Source organism: Streptomyces sp. NPDC001568 (assembly GCF_042893755.1).
In the GTDB taxonomy this organism is placed as follows: domain Bacteria; phylum Actinomycetota; class Actinomycetes; order Streptomycetales; family Streptomycetaceae; genus Streptomyces.
Genome location: NZ_JBIAVF010000016.1, coordinates 87,264 through 104,710 on the forward strand (window position 1 = coordinate 87,264; position 17,447 = coordinate 104,710).

17 protein-coding genes are annotated in these 17,447 nt (G+C 71.9%); 8 read left to right on the forward strand and 9 right to left on the reverse strand.

What is annotated here, in order from left to right; translation table 11 throughout:
* Window positions 1–28: 28 nt before the first annotated feature.
* The 5 genes from ACFY0I_RS27685 to ACFY0I_RS27705 are packed head-to-tail and all read left to right on the forward strand — an operon-like array spanning window position 29 to window position 3,287.
* Window positions 29–727, forward strand: a complete 699-nt coding sequence (locus ACFY0I_RS27685; RefSeq protein ID WP_388900920.1) for an energy-coupling factor ABC transporter permease — start codon at window positions 29–31, stop codon at window positions 725–727.
* Window positions 724–1,113: an energy-coupling factor ABC transporter substrate-binding protein gene (locus tag ACFY0I_RS27690; protein ID WP_388900922.1), complete on the forward strand. Its 390-nt coding sequence runs from the start codon at window positions 724–726 to the stop codon at window positions 1,111–1,113. The genes ACFY0I_RS27685 and ACFY0I_RS27690 overlap by 4 nt, the downstream gene beginning before the upstream one ends.
* Before the next feature lie 4 nt (window positions 1,114–1,117).
* Window positions 1,118–1,867, forward strand: coding sequence for a cobalt ECF transporter T component CbiQ (gene cbiQ, locus ACFY0I_RS27695; protein WP_388900924.1), 750 nt, complete (start codon window positions 1,118–1,120; stop codon window positions 1,865–1,867).
* On the forward strand, window positions 1,864–2,685 hold the full coding sequence (locus ACFY0I_RS27700; protein WP_388900926.1) for an energy-coupling factor ABC transporter ATP-binding protein: 822 nt from the start codon (window positions 1,864–1,866) through the stop codon (window positions 2,683–2,685). The genes cbiQ and ACFY0I_RS27700 overlap by 4 nt, the downstream gene beginning before the upstream one ends.
* 29 nt (window positions 2,686–2,714) lie before the next feature.
* A complete protein-coding gene (locus tag ACFY0I_RS27705; protein WP_388900927.1) occupies window positions 2,715–3,287 on the forward strand; it encodes a PadR family transcriptional regulator in 573 nt (190 codons plus the stop codon).
* A gap of 80 nt (window positions 3,288–3,367) precedes the next feature.
* On the opposite strand, the gene ACFY0I_RS27710 is transcribed toward ACFY0I_RS27705, so the two are convergent.
* Window positions 3,368–3,580 carry an EF-hand domain-containing protein gene (locus ACFY0I_RS27710; protein WP_362880244.1) on the reverse strand — a complete coding sequence of 71 codons (213 nt, stop codon included), beginning with the start codon at window positions 3,578–3,580 and terminating at the stop codon, window positions 3,368–3,370.
* A 254-nt stretch (window positions 3,581–3,834) separates the two neighbouring features.
* On the opposite strand from ACFY0I_RS27710, the gene ACFY0I_RS27715 reads away from it, so the two are divergent.
* A complete protein-coding gene (locus ACFY0I_RS27715) occupies window positions 3,835–4,656 on the forward strand; it encodes a tRNA-dependent cyclodipeptide synthase (RefSeq protein ID WP_388900929.1) in 822 nt (273 codons plus the stop codon).
* Window positions 4,637–5,878, forward strand: a complete 1,242-nt coding sequence (locus ACFY0I_RS27720; protein WP_388900930.1) for a cytochrome P450 — start codon at window positions 4,637–4,639, stop codon at window positions 5,876–5,878. Before ACFY0I_RS27715 ends, ACFY0I_RS27720 begins: the two co-directional genes overlap by 20 nt.
* 150 nt (window positions 5,879–6,028) lie before the next feature.
* Here ACFY0I_RS27720 and ACFY0I_RS27725 read toward each other — a convergent pair whose 3' ends face one another.
* Together ACFY0I_RS27725 and ACFY0I_RS27730 are read right to left on the reverse strand one after the other, a co-directional pair.
* Complete coding sequence (locus ACFY0I_RS27725; RefSeq protein ID WP_388900932.1) at window positions 6,029–7,219, reverse strand: YncE family protein; 1,191 nt, start codon at window positions 7,217–7,219, stop codon at window positions 6,029–6,031.
* The gene (locus ACFY0I_RS27730) at window positions 7,216–8,013 is read right to left on the reverse strand and encodes a polysaccharide deacetylase family protein (protein ID WP_388900934.1); all 798 of its coding nucleotides are present in this window, start codon (window positions 8,011–8,013) and stop codon (window positions 7,216–7,218) included. The genes ACFY0I_RS27725 and ACFY0I_RS27730 overlap by 4 nt, the downstream gene beginning before the upstream one ends.
* 459 nt (window positions 8,014–8,472) lie before the next feature.
* Between ACFY0I_RS27730 and ACFY0I_RS27735 the strand changes: the two genes are divergently transcribed.
* Window positions 8,473–9,582 (forward strand): ABC transporter substrate-binding protein, encoded by a 1,110-nt coding sequence (locus tag ACFY0I_RS27735; RefSeq protein WP_388900936.1) that lies wholly within the window; start codon window positions 8,473–8,475, stop codon window positions 9,580–9,582.
* A gap of 23 nt (window positions 9,583–9,605) precedes the next feature.
* Here the strand turns inward: ACFY0I_RS27735 and ACFY0I_RS27740 are convergent, their stop codons facing one another.
* The 6 genes from ACFY0I_RS27740 to ACFY0I_RS27765 form a co-directional block, all read right to left on the reverse strand.
* Complete coding sequence (locus ACFY0I_RS27740; RefSeq protein ID WP_388900938.1) at window positions 9,606–10,217, reverse strand: ATP-binding protein; 612 nt, start codon at window positions 10,215–10,217, stop codon at window positions 9,606–9,608.
* A gap of 180 nt (window positions 10,218–10,397) precedes the next feature.
* Entirely contained in the window at window positions 10,398–11,165 is a 768-nt protein-coding gene (locus ACFY0I_RS27745) for an enoyl-CoA hydratase/isomerase family protein (protein WP_388900940.1), read from the reverse strand.
* A gap of 87 nt (window positions 11,166–11,252) precedes the next feature.
* Entirely contained in the window at window positions 11,253–12,494 is a 1,242-nt protein-coding gene (locus ACFY0I_RS27750) for an Ig-like domain-containing protein (protein ID WP_388900941.1), read from the reverse strand.
* A 120-nt stretch (window positions 12,495–12,614) separates the two neighbouring features.
* Window positions 12,615–13,319, reverse strand: a complete 705-nt coding sequence (locus ACFY0I_RS27755) for a L,D-transpeptidase family protein (RefSeq protein ID WP_388900943.1) — start codon at window positions 13,317–13,319, stop codon at window positions 12,615–12,617.
* Window positions 13,320–13,454: 135 nt separating this feature from the next.
* Entirely contained in the window at window positions 13,455–15,977 is a 2,523-nt protein-coding gene (locus ACFY0I_RS27760; RefSeq protein WP_388900945.1) for a SpaA isopeptide-forming pilin-related protein, read from the reverse strand.
* A 203-nt stretch (window positions 15,978–16,180) separates the two neighbouring features.
* Window positions 16,181–17,425, reverse strand: coding sequence for an Ig-like domain-containing protein (locus tag ACFY0I_RS27765; RefSeq protein WP_388900947.1), 1,245 nt, complete (start codon window positions 17,423–17,425; stop codon window positions 16,181–16,183).
* Window positions 17,426–17,447: the final 22 nt, after the last annotated feature.

A 17,447-nucleotide genomic window follows, 5' to 3' on the forward strand; every position in this document is an offset into this window, starting at 1 on the left:
ACGAGGTGCTGGAGAGGTCTCCCTACTCATGCATATAGCCGAGGGGTTCCTGCCCCCTTTGCACGCGGTCGCCTGGGGCGCCGCATCCGCTCCCTTCGTCGTCCACGGTGTGCGCGCCCTCACCCGCGAGGTGAAGGCCAATCCCGAGAGCACCCTGCTGCTCGGGGCGTCCGGAGCGTTCACATTCGTCCTTTCCGCCCTGAAGATCCCTTCGGTGACGGGCAGTTGCTCGCACCCCACCGGCACCGGGCTGGGAGCGATCCTGTTCCGGCCGCCGATCATGGCGGTCCTCGGCACGATCACCCTGCTGTTCCAGGCCCTGCTGCTGGCGCACGGCGGGCTCACCACGCTCGGCGCCAACGTCTTCTCGATGGCCATCGCCGGACCCTGGGCGGGCTACGGGGTCTACCGACTGCTGAAGAGGTTCGACGTGCCGCTGATGGTGACCGTCTTCTTCGGCGCCTTCTTCGCCGACCTCGTCACCTACTGCGTGACCTCCGTCCAGCTGGCGCTGGCCTTCCCGGACCCCGCGAGCGGGTTCGTCGGCGCGCTGGAGAAGTTCGCGGGCATCTTCGCCCTCACCCAGATCCCGCTCGCGGTCAGCGAGGGCCTGCTGACGGTCCTCGTGGTGCGGCTGCTGATGCAGTCGAGCAAGTCCGACCTGGTGCGCCTGGGCGTCGCCCGGCTGACCGGTACCAAGTCGAAGCAGGAGGCGGCGGCGCGATGACCAGGAACGCGAAGATCAACACCCTGCTGCTGCTCCTGGTGGCGGCGCTGGCCGTGCTCCCGCTCGCGCTGGGGCTCGGGGACGGCAAGGAGGAGCCGTTCGCCGGCGCCGACGCGCAGGCCGAGGCGGCCATCACCGAGCTGAAGCCGGACTACGAGCCCTGGTTCTCCCCCCTGTACGAACCCCCGTCGGGCGAGATCGAGTCGGCCCTGTTCGCCCTCCAGGCGGCGCTGGGCGCGGGCGTGCTCGCGTACTACTTCGGCGTGCGCAAGGGGCGCCGGCAGGGCGCGGCGCTCGCGGCCGCCGAGGCCGACGGCGCTGCCGGGACGGGCGTCGGGACCGGCGGCGACGCGGGTACGGCCCCCGCGGCCGGCGCGGAGCGCTAGCGCGGTGCTGCCGATCGACGTCGCGGCGCACGGCAGCCGCTGGCGGCGGCGCCATCCGCTGGAGAAGGCCCTGCTGGGGCTGGGGCTGACGGTCACCGCCGTGTGCCTGCCGCCCTGGCCCGGCGGGCCGCTGGTCGCCGCGGCGACCCTGGCGGTGCTGCTCGGCCCCGCCGGGGTCGCCGGCCGGCAGTTGTGGCGGGCCTTCCGGGTGCCGCTCGGGTTCTGCTGCACGGGGGCGCTGCCGCTGCTGGTGTCCCTGGGCGGGCCGGCGGGATTCGTCTCGCTCGCCCCCGACGGGCCCCGGCACGCCGCCGAGCTGCTCCTGCGCACCTCGGCGGCCTCGCTCGGGGTGCTGCTGTTCGCCTTCACCACCCCGGTCTCCGACGTGCTGCCCCGGCTGGTGCGGGCCGGGGTGCCGGCCCCCGTCGTGGACGTGGCCCTGGTCATGTACCGGATCGGGTTCCTGTTGCTCGACTCGATGGCCCAGGTCCGCCGGGCCCAGGCGGCCCGCCTCGGGCACACGAACCGGGCCGCGGTGTGGCGTTCGCTGGCCGGGCTCGCGGCGACCTCGTTCGTACGGGCCTTCGACCGCGCTGGCCGACTCCAGGAGGGGCTGGCCGGGCGCGGCTACGACGGCGCGCTGCGGGTGCTCGTCCCCGAGGCGGCCCTGTCCCGGCGCTTCCTGGCGGCGTCCGCCGCCCTGCTGGCCTCCCTGGTCGGCCTGACCCTCGTACTGAAGGAGCTGTATCCGTGACCCCGTTGGTGGAGCTGGTCGGCGCGGGCTACGCCTACGAGGACGGTCCCGCCGTCCTGTCCGGCGTGGACTTCGGCATCGCGCCGGGCCGCGCACTGGTCCTGCTGGGCCGCAACGGCAGCGGCAAGACCACGCTGATGCGGCTGCTCAGCGGCGGCTTGCGGCCCGGCTCGGGCGAACTGCGCCTCGACGGCGCCGTGGTGACGTACGACCGGTCGGGCCTGACCCGGCTGCGGACGTCGGTGCAGCTGGTGGTCCAGGACCCGGACGACCAGCTGTTCGCGGCCTCCGTCGAGCAGGACGTGTCGTTCGGCCCGATGAACCTGGGGCTGGCCGCGCCGGAGGTCCGCGAACGGGTCGACTCCGCACTGGCCGCCCTGGACATCACCGCGCTGCGGGACCGTCCCACGCACCTGCTCTCGTACGGCCAGCGCAAGCGCGCGGCCATCGCGGGAGCGGTCGCGATGGCCCCGCGCGTGCTGATCCTGGACGAGCCGACGGCCGGCCTGGACCCGGACGGCCAGGAACGGCTGCTGGACGTCCTGGCGGGGCTGCGGCGGGCGGGCACGACGGTGGTGATGGCCACCCACGACGTGGACCTCGCGGTCCGCTGGGCCGACGACGCGGCCGTCCTCACCCCGACGGGCATCCGCACCGGGCCGGCGACGGCCCTGCTCTCGGACCCGGACCTGCTGGCCTCGGCGGGCCTGCGCCAGGCCTGGTCGCCTGCCGTGACGGCCTTCCTGCGCGCCCGCGGCCTGCTCGACGAGGACTCCCCGGGCCCGCGCGTCCCCGAGGCGCTCGCCGCCTGGCGTTGAGCGGCGCCGCGCCTCCCTAGGATGGCGGCATGTCGCTCCCGCACGCCATCCTCACCGCCCTGCTCGAAAGGCCCTCGTCGGGGCTGGAGCTGACCCGGCGGTTCGACCGGTCGATCGGGTACTTCTGGTCCGCGACGCACCAGCAGATCTACCGGGAGCTGGGTCGGCTGGAGGAGAGCGGGCTGATCCGGGCGCTGCCCGGCGAGGTGCCCGTCCGGGGCCGGAAGAAGGAGTACGAGGTGCTGCCCGCCGGCAGCGCGGAGCTGGCCCGGTGGGTCGGCGAGAGCCAGGACCCCAAGCCGATGCGGGATCCACTGCTGCTGCGCATCCGGGCGGCGGGCGTCGTGGGACCGCAGGGGTTGCTGCCCGAACTGCGGCGCCATCTGGATCTGCACCGGGGGCAGTTGGAGACGTACGAGGCCATCGAGGCGAAGGACTTCCCGCCGGGCCGCGACGCCGTCGAGGACCGGCTGCGCCGGCTCGTGCTGCACGGGGGCATCGCCCTGGAGACGTTCTGGCTGCGCTGGCTGGAGGAGGCCTTGGCCGAGGTCGACGGCATGACCGCACCGGACGCCCCGCGGGAGGACGGCGACACGGCCTGACGCGCCCCCGCCGGCGCGGGCGGGGGCGGTGGGCGGGCGTGGGCCGGCTCGGCTCGCGGGCCGGCTCGCCGCGCGTGGGCCTACTTGTTGAGGGAGGCCCAGAACTCGTCGAAGCTGAGCAGCTTGTCGCCGTTCGCGTCCTTGGAGGCGACGACGGCGTCCGCGACGGCGCCGGTGACGAACGCGTCACCCATGGCCTTCATGGCCGCGCTGTACTCGTCGGCCGTGACGAAGCCGTCGCCGTCCGCGTCGAACCTGCCGAACGTCGCCCGTGCGCTCTCGATGTCCGCCACTGGGTCCACCCCTTCTTGGTGCTTGTTGACCGGCTCAGGGTAGCGGCCGCCGGGCCGACCGCCTCCCGCGGGTCCCGTTCGGTCGGCAGAAACAAATTCAATTACCCTTCCGTAACGCGGAAGTGATAATTCCGGCCAAGAAATCCGGCCGCCACTTGTCACGCTCCGGGATCACGGCATAACGTTCAGACATTGCCGCCACACCGGGAGCGCAGGGCTCCCAGGGACAAGCGGCAACAAGGGCGATCACACAGGTGACGATCACAGCTGACGCATCATTCGAAGTTCTGCCCTTCACCCGCACCTGCCGCCATATCTGGGAAGACGGCGACCATGTGCTCATCGGAGTGAGTCCTGGCAACAGCTACTTCAGTGCCGAGCGCGTGTCCAGTCTGGCCCGATGGGCCACGACCCGCTTCGCGCAGGTCGACTTCGTCTACGCCGACCTCCATGTCGACCGCATGTTCGCCGCCTTCGGATACACCCCGGAGCACGCGGAGAAGCGCGCGGCGAAAGAGATCAAGGCGGTCCGGAGGAGGATTCTCAAGGGCGTTGAGGAATCAGGACCTCAGCAGGCCGAGATCCGAGTGAGGGCGCTTTCGGAGTTCGAGTCGAACCCCGTGTACCAACTTCTGCACCGGCGCGTGCTCCATTTCCTGGAGACCGATGACGCATTCCGCAAGGGTTGTGAGGAAATGGCCCTCCATTTCGTCGGATCCAAGTTGCCGGAAGGTGAATCCATCACCGACGCCCAGTTGCAGGTCTGTTTCGATTACATGGCAGCGGAGCTGCCCTTCTTCGTGGACACCCCGAGCATTCTCGACGTGCCGTCCTCCGTGGCGGCCTACCACGTCAAGATGCCGATGACGGACCTCCTCTTCGCCCGGGGCGGGGGCCTGCGCGCCACCCGCAACCAGGCGTACGCCGTCGTGCGCCCCGAGGCCGTCGGGGCCTCGGACACCGGGCCGGCGAACGCCGCGCCCCCGACCACCACCGCACCGCAGGGCACGGCACCTCAGAGCACCGTGGACCGCGCGACCACCGAGAGGACCGCCGATGAGCGTCGAGCAGCTTGAGGGCCCGGGCGGGCGGGAGCAGGAGCCGCTCCTCGACTTCCCGCTCTCGCGGCGCGGTGACGTACTGCCCGAGGAGTGCTCCTGGCTCCGCGAGAAGGCGCCGGTCGCCAAGGTCCGCACCCTGACCGGGGACCCGGCCTGGCTGGTGAGCAGCTACGCGTTGGCCAAGCAGGTCCTGGAGGACGAGCGCTTCAGCCTCAAGGACACCGCGAACGCCGGGGTGCCCCGACAGTACGCGCTGACGATCCCGCCCGAGGTCGTCAACAACATGGGCAACATCAACAGCGCCGGCCTGCGCAACGCGGTCATGAAGGCGCTCAACCCGCGCCAGAAGGGGCTCCAGGACCACTTGCGCGCCCGGGCCGGCGAGCTCCTCGACCTGCTCGCCGCCGAGGGCGGTCCGGCGGATCTCCGGGCGGGGTTCGCCGACCCCTTCTCGGCGGCGCTGCACTGCCAGGTGCTGGGGGTTCCGTTCGAGGACTGGCGCCGGCTGATGTCGGGTCTGGACGTCGCGTTCATGACCGCCCGCGAGCCGTTCGCCGACTCCGCGCTCAACTGGTACAAGGACGTCGGCTATTTCGCCGGGCAGTTGCAGGCTCAGCTCGCGCTGCCGGCCGAGGAGCGTACGGGGCTCCTCGGACGGTTCGCGGACCTGAAGGAGGCCGATCCGGAGTCGGCGCACCTGACGGACGAGATGTTCGCGACGGTCGCGGTGTCCCTGTTCGGGGCGGGCGCGGTGTCCACGTCGGCGTTCCTGGTCCTCGCGGTCCTCGCGCTGCTCCAGAGGCCGGAGCTGATCGGCTACCTGCGCGCGCATCCGGAACGGATGGGCAAGGCGGTCGACGAGCTGCTGCGCTGGAACCTGTCCGTCGGGGACGGGCTGCCGCGCATCGCGCTGGCGGACGTCCGGGTAGGAGACGTCCTGGTGAAGGAGGGCGAACTGGTCCTGGTCCTGCTGGAGGGCGCCAACTTCGACCCGGAGGCGTTCGAGAGCCCGGACGAACTGGACCTGGAGCGGGAGAGTGCGAACGCGCACCTCGCCTTCGGCGCCGGGCGGCACTTCTGCCCGGCTTCGGCGCTGGGCCGGGCGCACGCCGAGATCGCGCTGGAGGTGCTGGTCGAGCGGCTGCCGCAGCTGCGGCTCGCGGTGCCGGCGGAGAACCTCGTCTGGCGGACGGGGTTCATCAAGCGGCTGCCCGAGCGGCTGCCCGTGGCCTGGTGACCACGGGCCCCTGAGCAGGGGGGCGTCCGGCGGGCCGCCCCCCTTCGACCCGGTGTCCCGGGAGCTGTGCGAGCTCCCGGGGCACTGTCGTGCCCGGACGCGGTCCGGCCGGCCGGATCGGCAGGATCCGCAAGATCGGCAAAATCCGGCCTAGCGGAAGATCCCGGTGTGCCCCAGCGAGTAGCGCCCGGGCTGCGGGTACACGGCGAGTCCGTGCGGGCCGTCGCCGACCGGGATGCGGGCCAGCTCCTTGCCGGACGCGGTGTCGATCGCGTAGACCTCCGAGTTGTAGCGGCCCGACAGCCACAGCACCTTGCCGTCGGCGGAGACCCCGCCCATGTCGGGGCTGCCGCCGTCCGGCAGTTCCCACTTCTTGGTGAGCCGGTTCTGCTTGAAGTCGAAGACGGAGATGCTGCCCTCGCCCCGGTTGGGGACGTACATCTCCTTGGAGTCACGACTGATGTACAGGCCGTGGCAGCCCTTTCCGGTGGGCAGCAGCTTCGGGGTGTCGAACTTGTCGCCGCTGAGCACCCACATGCCGTGCGCCATCATGTCGGCGACGTAGAACGTCTTCCCGTCCGGGGACACCTTGACGTCCTGCGGCATCGCCCCCTCGAACGGGAGTTTCTGCTGGCCGATGACCTCCATCTTCTCGGTGTCGACCTTGAGCAGTTCGCCGGAGAACTCGCAGCTCACGATGAAGTAGCGGCCGTCGGCGGAGAAGTCCGCGTGATTGACGCCGAAACAGGTCACGGGGACGGTTTTCACGCGATTCATGGTGTGCGGATCGCGGAACACCAACTCGCGGTCCAAGGAGGCCATCACGATGGCGTACTTGCCGTTCGGCGTGAAGTAGAGGTTGTACGGGTCGTGCACCTCGACTTCCTTGCCCGACTCGCCCGTGGCCGGATTGATCGGGGTGAGCGTGTGACCGCGGTTGTTGTTGACCCACAGCGTCTTCATGTCCCAGGAGGGGACCACGTGCTGGGGTTGGACGCCGACCGGGATGGTGTCGATGACCTTGTAGGTGGCCGGGTCGATGACGGACACCGTGTTGGAGTTGGTGTTCGGCACGTAGACCCGGGACGGGAAGTCCTTGACCACCGGGGAGAGCTTGTTGGGCCGGTCGGCCGCGTACACGTCGTTGGGGTCGAGGACCGGTGGCATGCCCGGGAGCCCGGGGGGCGCGACCGGTGCGACCTTGGCGGGGCGGGCCGGCCCGTTGGAGCCCAGCGCCGCGGGCTCGCCCTTCCCGCCGGATCCTCCGCAGCCGGCCAGGGCGGCGAGGACCAGTCCGGCGAGGAGCGCGGTGGCCTTCCGTGGAAGGCGGTTCGTGGTCATGGGGTCAGCAGCTCCGTGGTGGTCACCGCGCGCAGTTCGCGGCGCGCGAGTTCTTCGAGGAGGGGCGGCATCGCGTCGACCGTGTCCGCGTAGCCGAAGTGCAGGCTCACCACCGATCCGCCGAGGATCGTCCCGGTGACGTTGCGGATGACGGCCGCGGCGCCGGGCGAGGTGAAGTCGAGGGAGTCCACGTCGTACGACAGGACGTGCGGGTAGCCGGCCCGCTGGGCCAGGGTGCGCACGAGCGCGCTGGCGTACTGGGTCTGAGAGGGGCGGAACCAGGTCCCGATGGAGCCGGTGAGGCGCTTGAGGCGTTGGGCGCAGCCGGTGATCTCCGCGTAGGCCTCCGCCTCGGACATCTCGTTGATCGCGAGGTGGCGCTGGGTGTGGTTGCCGAGCTCGTGGCCGCCGTCCAGGACCCGGCGGGCCATGTCGGGGTGCTCGTCGAGCCAGCCGCCGATCGCCAGTACGGTGACCCGGGCCCCGCCCCGCTCGGCCTCGGCCAGGACGGAGCGGGCGATGGCGGGGTCCCCGTTGCCGTGGAAGGTGAGGGCGACCCGGGGGCGGTCGCGCGCTCCGTGGCCGATCTCGACGGGCTGCCCGGCGAAGCGGCGGGGGGCGGGCGCGGGGGCGGCCGGTGCGGGCTTGGCCGTCGCCCCGCCGGTGGCCTTCGGTGTGGCGGTGGGGGTGGGCCCCCGGTGGACCGTCCGCTCCGTCCCGCAGCCGGCGGCGAGACCGGCCAGCGTGGCGACGCCCGCGCGCAGGGCCGCCCGGCGGCCTGATGGTGAGAACACCTGCCCATTTAAGGGGTGGATGGCCCGGAAGGTAATGATTGACCCAATTCGGGACCTTCGCGGGCCGGGCCTTCCGGCCCGCCCGTCCACTATGTGATCAACGATTCACTCAGAGCAGTCGATACTTATTCGTAGATTACGAGGTGAGTGGCCCATCTCACCTAGGATTTAGGTGGAAACTCTTAGGATATGCACATTTATGTCCGACTTAGGACTTTTGGCGTTCGGCCCCTCTTCTGCCATAGTCGCCATCACGGCTTCCCCTTGACCCGAGCGAAGTCGCCCGCCGAGGATCACACCCCCTTCGATCCTCGGCGCACCCATGAAACCCCCGCACCGCCCCACTACGGCGCCAGGGGGTTTCTGGCGTTCCGGGCCCTCGCGGGCCCGACGGCGCCGGCGTTCCCCGCCGGTGATAAACGGTTGCCCCGGGTGGGGGCGGCGGATCCAATGGCCGCCATGAGCCCGAACCCCGCACCCCGGCCCGCTCCCCCGAACGAGGCGCCCCTCCGCCTGGGCGCCCTCGCCCCGCTGACGCGCCCCGGCTGGCCGGCGGCGGGCCGGCACCTGCTCGCGGGGCTCGACCTGGCCGTCCGCGAGGTCAACGCCGCCGGCGGCATCGACGGCAGACCGCTGGAGCTGGTGGTCCGCGACACCGCGGCCGATCCGGAGCGGGCCGCGGCGGCCGTGGCGGAACTCGCCGGCCTGGGTGTGGCCGCCGTGGTGGGCGAGTACCACAGCGTCGTCGCCCGCGCCGCCGCCGCCCGGGCCGACGCCCTCGGGGTGCCGTTCCTCTGCTCGTCGGCGGTCCTCGACGCGCTCACCGAGGAGCCGACGGAATGGGTCGCGCGGCTGGCTCCGGCCCAGTCCCGGGGCTGGCGGACGTACGGGGACTTCCTGCTGGGCACGGGCCGGACGAGGATCGCCGTGGCGACCCAGCCGAGCGTCTACTGGGAGTCCGGGACCCGCCTCCTGCGCGAGCACCTCACCCCGCACGGCGGCTCCGTCGTCGAACTCGACGCGAACGCGCTCACCCCCGGGGCCCTGTGCGACGCGCTGGTCGCGCACGGCGCGACGGCGCTCCTGCTACTGGTCGGCGATCCCGAGCCGGCGACGGCGATCGTCCGGGCCGTACGGGGCGACGGGCGGCTCGCGCGGCTGCTGATCGGCGCTCCGGCCGGACAGCCGGAGTTCGAGGAATGGGCCGAGCGACTGGGCGGGGACGGCGCCGGGATCCCGTTCCTGCGCTACCTGCCCGTGCGCCTCGGCCCGCTCGGCGAACGCGTCGGCCGGGAGCTCCAGGAGCAGTTGGGCGAGAGCCCCTCCTTCGTGGCCCTCGAGGGCTGGGACACCGTCACCGTCCTCGCCGAAGTGCTGCGCTCCCACGGCACGGACCGGGCGGCCGTCGCCGCGGCGTGGCCGTACGTGGCGGTCGAGGGCACCCGCGGGCCGATCCGGTTCTCGCGCGCGCCGGGCATCGGCGTGCGGCAGTGGACCTGGGCGCCGATCCAGGTCGCCGATCGGGATCCGGCGCGGCCGGGCCGCTTCCGTACCCTCCACACCGGCTGAGGCGGCGGGCGCCGACCGCCCGCTCAGCGGTCGGCCACGCGCATCTCGAACCAGGTGATCTTGCCGCGCGGCAGCAGGTCCGCGCCCCAACGGTCGGACAGCTTGTCGACGAGGAACAGCCCGCGGCCCGTGGTGTCCAGCTCGTGGACCGGCATCAGACAGGGCAGTCCGCGCGAGGGGTCGCGCACCTCGACGCGGATCCAGCCGCGCCGGCGGACCATCTTCAATCCGAAGGACCGGGCCCCCGTGTGGCGCACTGCGTTGCCGACGAGTTCCGAGACCAGCAGGACGGTGTGCTCGGCGATCTGCGGCGAGAGGCCCCAGAACCGGATCACCACGCTCTGGGTCAGCCGGCGGGCCGTGCTCGCCGATTCCGGCATGGAGGGCAGGGTCACCTCCCCCTCGGCCGGGTTCCCGTACAACTCCAGCGCCTTGAGACCCTGTTCGTCCTCAAGCGCCGCCGTGAGCCGTACGGCCGAAGCGCTACTGATGCGCTGCCGCGGCTGCTCCACACCCTCCAGGCCCGCCATGCACCCATCATGGACGGCCGGTGCGCCCGTCCGGGCCGTTCCGTGGGAAAACACCCCCCGGAACCCATGATTCCGGGAGGGTGCATCGGCATATGCACAGGGCAACAGGGGTCCTGCGAGACCCACTTGACCTGCGGTGACAGCCTGTTCGGGGACGATCACACCGAGTGGATCACCGTTTCCCCTTAAGGCTCCCTTAAGGCCTGGCTAATCCACCCCCAGGGAGGAGGGCGCCGCAGGGGTCGGCCCGGCACCCGTCACCCGGCCGCGCCGACCCCGGTGCGCTCAGAGGAACTTGGCCTTGCCCGGGCCCTCCTCGACGAAGCTGCGCATGCCGCGCTCGCGGTCCTCGGTGGCGAACAGGCCCGCGAACCAGTTGCGTTCGATGGTCAGGCCGGTGTCGATGTCGGCCTCCAGGCCCGCGTCCACGCACTCCTTCGCGGCGCGCAGCGCGAGCGCCGGGCCCTGGGCCAGCTTGGCAGCCCACGCGTGCGCCTGCTCGTACACCTCGGCGGCGGGCACGATCCGGTCGACCAGGCCGAGGGCGAGGGCCTCCTCCGCCTTCACCATCCGGCCGGTGAAGATCAGGTCCTTGGCCTTCGACGGGCCGATCAGCCGGGACAGCCGCTGGGTGCCGCCCGCGCCCGGGATCAGGCCGAGCAGGATCTCCGGCTGGCCGAGCTTGGCGTTGTCGGCGGCGATCCGGAAGTCGGCGCACAGCGCGAGTTCGCACCCGCCGCCGAGCGCGTAGCCGGTGACGGCCGCGACCACGGGCTTGGGGATCCGGGCGACGGCGGTGAAGGCGTCCTGGAGGCCGCGGGACCGGGCGACCATGGCCGCGTGGTCCATGACCTGCATCTCCTTGATGTCCGCGCCGGCCGCGAACACCTTCTCCCCGCCGTAGAGGACGACCGCGCGCACGTCGGCGCGGTCGGTGGCCTCCACCGCGAGCTCGCGGAGCCGGTCCTGGGTGGCGACGTCCAGGGCGTTCATGGGCGGCCGGTCCAGCAGGATCGTGCCGACGCCTTCGGAGACTTCGAGAGAGAGGGTCATACGGGTCAGGTTAGCGGCGGTTAACCACAAGTGGCCCGGTGCCGTGGGTCACAGCACCGGGCCACTTCGCTCACGCGCGGGAGCGGCTTACTTGGTCCACTCCGCCCAGTCCATGTTCCAGCCGTTCAGGCCGTTGTCCGGGGCGATCTGCTTGTCCTTGGAGTTCTTCACGACGACCACGTCGCCGATCAGCGACTCGTTGAAGAACCAGGCGGCCGGGGTGCTGTCGTCACCGGCGCCGCGGACGTCGCGCAGGCCGACGCAGCCGTGGCTGACGTTCTCCGAGCCGAAGGTGCCCGAGGAGGCCCAGTAGTTGCCGTGGACGAAGGTGCCCGACTGCGACAGACGCATCGCGTGCGGAACGTCCGAGATGTCGTACTCGCCGCCGAAGCCGACGGTGGCGCCGTTCATCCGGGTCACCTTGTACTTCTCGCTGATGACCATCTGCCCGTTGTAGGTGGTCGTAGCCGGGGCGCCCGCGGTGATCGGGATGTTCTTGAGCACCTGCCCGTCGCGGACGACCTCCATCTGCTTGGCCTCCGCGTCGACCGTCGTGACCTGGGAGCGGCCGACGGTGAAGGTGACCGTGCGGGTCTGCTTGCCGTAGACCCCCGGGCGGCCCTCGACCCCGTCGAGGGCGAGCTTCACGGTGACCTTGGTGCCGGCGGCCCAGTACTTCTCCGGGCGGAAGTCGAGGCGGTCGTTGCCGAACCAGTGCCCCTCGACCGGAACGGACGGCTCGGCGGTGACCGTGATGGCCTTCTCGACGGCCTCGGGGTTGGTGATCCCACGGGTGAAGTTGATCGACACCGGCATGCCCACGCCGACGGTCGAACCGTCCTCGGGCGTGTAGTGGCCGACGAACGTGTTGACGGGGGTCAGGGTGGAGAAGGTGGTGTCCTTGGCGGACTCGCGCCCCGCCTCGTCCTTCGCGACCGCGTGCACCTTGTACTCGGTGGCCGAGGCGAGGTGGCGGTTGGGCTCCCAGCTCGCGCCGTCCGCGGCGAGCTTGCCCTCGACCGCGTTGCCCTTGGTGTCGGCGACGGTCACCGTGGTGAGCTTGCCGCCCGTGCTGGTGATCTTCAGGACGCCGCTCGTGGCGACCTCCTTGGCCCCGTCGTCCGGCTTGACGGCGACCACGGCCTTGGACGCCTCGGTGCCGGCCTTGCCGGCTCCCCCGGACCCGCCGTTCTTCCCGTCGCCGCCCCCGCTGTCGCCCCCGCCGCCGCACGCGCTGGTCAACAGCAGCGCCGCTCCCAGCAGGAGGGCCGGCAGGCCGGTGCGGACGCGGCCGCGTATCGGCTGCAGGTTCACTCGTGTACTCCCCATGTCCCCCGCGCGCGGGCTGTCGCGCGCATGTCGACAGGTAATCACAGGGGAACAACACGAAAAGGCACGGTCTTGTCACCGTTCCGTCCCAAGTGCCCTGGGTGTCCCGGGCCCCGGACGTCAGTCCTCGGTACCGGGTTTGACGCCCCATACGTAGACGGCGTCGCCCTCTCGCAGCAGGTCCCACAACCGCTTCGCGTCCGCCACCGTGAGGTTCACGCAGCCCGCCGAGCCACCGTGTTCGAAGAGCGGGCCGGGGCGGCCGTGCAGGGCCTGGCCCTTGTCGAAGAACTGGGCGTACGGCATGGGGGCGTCGTCGTACAGGGTCGACCTGTGGTCCTTGCTGCGCCAGTAGACCTCGTGCAGGCCGGGCCGGGTCTCCTCGTCGTCGCGGCCGGTACGGATGGGCACGGGCGGGAACACGACGCGGCGGCCGCTCTGCACCCACAGCAGTTGGCGCGCGAGGTCGACACAGGTCACCCGGTACCCGCGGACGGGGCAGGCTCCGGCGGCGTTCGGGTTCGCGCGGGCGGCGACGGCGACGGCCGTGCGGTGGGCGGCGAGACCCGCGTAGCCGTCTGCGGGGGTGAGGCCCTGTTCGCGCTGGAAGACGCGGACGGCGAGGCAGTCGGCCGGGGACTGCTTCCCGTCGACCGGCAGGCGCAGTTGGGCCTCCAGCTCCCGCTGGTAGGGGCCGGTACCGGCCGTGCAGGCCCGCTCCGGTTCCGGTGCGGCCGCGGCGGCGGGTGCGGGCGCGGCGAGGGCGAGGACCGCCCACAGGAGGGCGGTTCCGGCTGCCGTGACCGGCGCCTGACGTGTTGCCATCGGGCCTCCTCCGGCCCGCCGGTCGGGCCGCCACGCTCCACCCAACCGGCGCCGGAGACGGTGCGCGCGCGCAGGTGCGCCGCCGGAGTGAGGAGATCACTCCGGCGGCGCACCGGGCGGGTGGTACCGGTGGTCCTACTCGGGCCGGCTGCCCTTGCCGGTCTCCTTGCCGGGCTTGCCGCCCTTGCCCGGCTTGCCGCCCTTGCCCGGCTTGCCCTTGCCGTGGTCGTCGCGCTCGTTCTGGAGCGGGACCACGAGCCGCGTGCCCGGGGTCGTCGCGTCCAGCTTCAGCGGGCCGGTCACCCGGTCGCGGGGCAGTACGTAGCCCTCGGGGACGTCCGTCTCCACCAGGTAGTACCAGCCCTCGGAGAGCCGGTCGAAGTCGCAGACGCCGTTGCGGTCGGTGGCGCAGCCGGGGCCGGTCTTCCGGTCGGGGTTGATGCCTCGGGTCTGCAGGCCCCTGGTGTTGTTGGTCTCCTTCCAGACCTCGAACACCGCTCCGCGCAGCGGCCGCTTCGTCTTCGCGTCCTTCTTCAGGACCCGGATCGAGCCGCGGTGCTGCTCCTTCTTGCTGTTCGTCACGTTGAGGACGATGCCCTCGGCGACGTCGCCCTCGTCCAGCTCGAAGGCCGTGACCGGGTCGCGGGAGAGCTCGTAGCCGGGCGGGACCGCGGTCTCCCGCCAGTAGTACGTCTCGCCGACGGGCAGTTCGACCGTGCAGGTGCCCTCCGCGTCGGTGACGCAGACGTCGTCGAGGCGCTCGTCCGGGTTCTGGCCGCCGGTCTGCAGGCCGGGCCGGTCGTTGGTCTCGCGCCACAGCTCGAACGTGGCGCCCGGCAGGGCGGCCCCGGTGTCCTTGTCGGACTTCCAGAGGACCACCTTCGCGTTGTCCGGGGTGGTCCCGCGCTCGTTGTCGACCTGGTACTGGACGCCGCCCGAGGCGTTCTCCCGGGTCAGCGTCAGCGGGAAGACGTTGTCGGCGGGCAGCACGTACCCGGCCGGGGCGGCGGTCTCGCGCCAGTAGTAGGTGCCGAGTTCGGCGTTCTCACGGGCGCAGACGCCGTCGGCGGGCGTGACGCAGTCGGAGATCCTGGTGTCGGCGCCGGGGCCGGCGACCTGGAGGCCCGGGGTTCCGTTGGTCTCGCGCCACAGTTCGAAGCGGGCGCCGGCCAGCGGCTCGCCCTCCTCGTCCCGCTTGAGGACGGAGACGGTGCCGGTCACCGGGACCGTCGTGCGGGCGTTGACGGCCCGCGCGCGGGGCGTGCGCCCGTTGCCGGCGTCCTGCGCCGTCAGGACCAGCGGGAAGACCGGGTTCGCGGGCAGGTCGTAACCGGCCGGTGCGGCCGTCTCCCGCCAGTAGTACGTCCCCGGCATCAGGTTCGCCCGTGAGCACTCGCCGTCCGCGGGGGTGGTGCAGTCGGACACCTTGGTGTCCGGGGTGTCGCCGGCCGGCTGGAGGCCGGGGCGGTCGTTGGTCTCGCGCCACAGTTCGAACGTGGCGCCCGCCAGCGCGTTGCCCGCCTCGTCCACCTTGGTGACGGCGACCTCACCGGTCACCGGGGGCGTGCCGCAGTCGGGCAGGTCGCCGGTGAAGGGGTAGGCGTGGAACTCCTGGCCGCCGCCCCCGACGGTGTCGCTGCCGTGGGTGACGGATCCCGTGCTGAAGAACCGGCCGTTGATGCCGGGCAGGGTGACCGTGGTCTCCGAGGCCTGGTTGCCCACCAGGAAACTGCCCTGGAACTGGCCGCTCCCGGCCAGGTTCACCGTCGTGGCGTCCGGGAAGTTCCACAGCAGCCGCTCGCGGTAGGTGTTCAGGTCCGGGGAACCGGAATCGACGAGGGTTCCGCTGTAGGTGTTGATGGTCCGGGTGCCGGTGCCCAGGACGTTGACCAGGATGGTCGCCCCGGCCGGGATCTGCGTGAACCGGATGCCCTGGGCGCCGCCCGTGCCGCTGACCAGGTCGGCGTCCACGTTGAAGACCTGGAGCGGTGAACGGTTGTCACCGGTGAACAGGGTCTCGGAGCCGCTGTTGACGGCGGTGCCGGTCGGCGGGCGCGGGCTGCCGTCGACCCGGGCGTAGCACTGGGCGGCGGCGGTGAGGCGGTCGCGCAGGCCCGCGTACGGGGCGACGGCGGCCGGGTCGCGGGTGGTGGTGCCGGTGACGGTGCCCCCTCCGGTGAGGGCGCCCGCGTACCGGACTTCGCCGCCGTCGGCGATCAGGCTCTCCCCCGCGGCGACGGCGACGTCGGCGCCGCTGGTGAGGAAGGCGGCCCCGGCGGGCGGCGGGACGAGTGAGCCGGCGCCGACGATGCCGACGTTGTAGCGGCTGTCCCCGCCGGCCGACTTGTCCTGGTCGAAGCCGCCGAGGACGACGAGCCGGCCCTCGGCCTCGGAGGCGCGCCCGCGGACGCGGAACTGGCCTCCGGCGAAGATGTTGACGGCGTTGTCGCGGCCCTTGATGCTGCCGTCGCTGCCGATCTGCGGGAACGGGCTCGGGCAGTCCCCCGGTACGCAGGGACCGAGCCCGCCGGGCAGGGGGGCGCGCACCGTGCCGGCCGCCGGGGGGACCGCGCCGGGACCCGCGGCGAGTGCCGTGGGAGCGGCGGTGGCCAGTACGGCCCCGATCGCTAGCCCGAGGGTCCAGTTCCTTGCTGACATGACGCTCCGTCCGTATCCGCGCTGTGGGCCCTGACAGGCTGCGGTCGGGCTTCGGCGCGGCGGACGGACGACACCGGCGACTACGTCATTCCGGTCCGACAATCACTCGGATGCTGCGGCCGGACGGGTGGCCGGCCCGCGACCGGCCCGGTGGGGCTCGGGGCGGGCCGGGGGCCGGCGCGATCAGGTGAAGGAGGACGCGATCAGGTGAGGGAGGACCCGGCGACCCAGTCCGCCCAGGACATGTTCCAGCCGCCCAGGCCGTTGCTCGGGGACACCGTCTTGTCCTGCGAGTTCACGACCTCGACGACGTCCCCGACCAGGGTGCGGTCGAAGAACCAGCCGGCCGGGGTGTCGGAGCCGCCGCCCTTGTCGTCGCGCAGCCCCACGCAGCCGTGGCTGACGTTGGTGGAACCGAAGGTGTCGGGGCTGGCCCAGTAGTTCCCGTGCAGGAACGTGCCCGAGTTGGTGAGTCGCATGGCGTGCGGCACGTCCGGAATGTCGTACTCGCCCTTGCCGTCCTCGCTGGTGAAGCCGACGGTGGCACCGTTCATGCGGGTGACGTCGAACATCTCCATCACCACCATCTTGCCGTTGTAGGTGGTGTTCTCGGGGGCCCCGGCGGTGATCGGGATCGTGGACAGCAGCTGCCCCTCCCGGCGGACCTGCATGGTGTGCGCCTCGGCGTCCACGACGGTGGTCTGGGAGCGGCCGACGGTGAAACGGACGGTCTTCTCCTGGATGCCGTACGAACCGGGGGCGCCCTCGATGTCGCGCAGGTCCATCTTGATGGTGACCTCGGTGCCGGGCTTCCAGTACTCCTTGGGCCGGAAGTCGAGGCGTTCGTCGCCGAACCAGTGGCCGGCGACCTCGACGGGCGGGTTCGAGGTGACGGTGATGGCCCTCTCCACGTCCGTGCGTTCCTTGATGGCCCGGCTGAACTTGAACGAGACGATCATGCCGGTGCCGACGGTGGAGCGGTTCTCGGGCTTGAAGTAGCCGATGAACCGTTCCTCGGGGACGTAGGTGGTGAAGGTGGTGTGCCGGGCCTGGCGGCGGTTGTGGCCGTCGAGGGCGACCGCGTCCACGGTGTACTTGGCGGCGAGCGAGAGCCGTCCGGCCTTCGGGTCGGGGCTCCAGCTGAGGCCGTCCGCGGCGATGCTGCCCGGCACCCTTTCCTGCTGGGCGTCCTCGACCTTGGTGACCACCACCCGCTCCAGGCGCCCCTCGGGGACGGTCACCCGCAGCGGGCCCTCGGCCGGGACCCCCTTCGCGTTGTCGTCGGGGGTGATCCGGATGGCCTCGGCCGGCGGCTTGGGTCTGCCGGGAAGTTGTACCTCCACCGGGGACTTGCCGTCCCCGGTGCAGCCCGTCAGCCCACCCAGCAGGGCCGCACATGCCGCCACGGCGGCCCACCCCGCCCCTGCCCGCCTCGTCAAAAGAGTCACGAGGGGTCCAACGATCGGCCCC

Excerpts from the sequence above, each read along its gene's own strand:
- ACFY0I_RS27690 (WP_388900922.1), top strand. The coding sequence starts at position 724 with ATGACCAGGAACGCGAAGATCAACACCCTGCTGCTGCTCCTGGTGGCG.
- ACFY0I_RS27735 (WP_388900936.1), top strand. The coding sequence starts at position 8,473 with ATGAGCCCGAACCCCGCACCCCGGCCCGCTCCCCCGAACGAGGCGCCC.
- ACFY0I_RS27760 (WP_388900945.1), bottom strand. The coding sequence starts at position 15,977 with ATGTCAGCAAGGAACTGGACCCTCGGGCTAGCGATCGGGGCCGTACTG.
- ACFY0I_RS27720 (WP_388900930.1), top strand. The coding sequence starts at position 4,637 with ATGAGCGTCGAGCAGCTTGAGGGCCCGGGCGGGCGGGAGCAGGAGCCG.
- ACFY0I_RS27725 (WP_388900932.1), bottom strand. The coding sequence starts at position 7,219 with ATGACCACGAACCGCCTTCCACGGAAGGCCACCGCGCTCCTCGCCGGA.
- ACFY0I_RS27685 (WP_388900920.1), top strand. The coding sequence starts at position 29 with ATGCATATAGCCGAGGGGTTCCTGCCCCCTTTGCACGCGGTCGCCTGG.
- ACFY0I_RS27750 (WP_388900941.1), bottom strand. The coding sequence starts at position 12,494 with ATGGGGAGTACACGAGTGAACCTGCAGCCGATACGCGGCCGCGTCCGC.
- ACFY0I_RS27705 (WP_388900927.1), top strand. The coding sequence starts at position 2,715 with ATGTCGCTCCCGCACGCCATCCTCACCGCCCTGCTCGAAAGGCCCTCG.
- ACFY0I_RS27755 (WP_388900943.1), bottom strand. The coding sequence starts at position 13,319 with ATGGCAACACGTCAGGCGCCGGTCACGGCAGCCGGAACCGCCCTCCTG.
- ACFY0I_RS27745 (WP_388900940.1), bottom strand. The coding sequence starts at position 11,165 with ATGACCCTCTCTCTCGAAGTCTCCGAAGGCGTCGGCACGATCCTGCTG.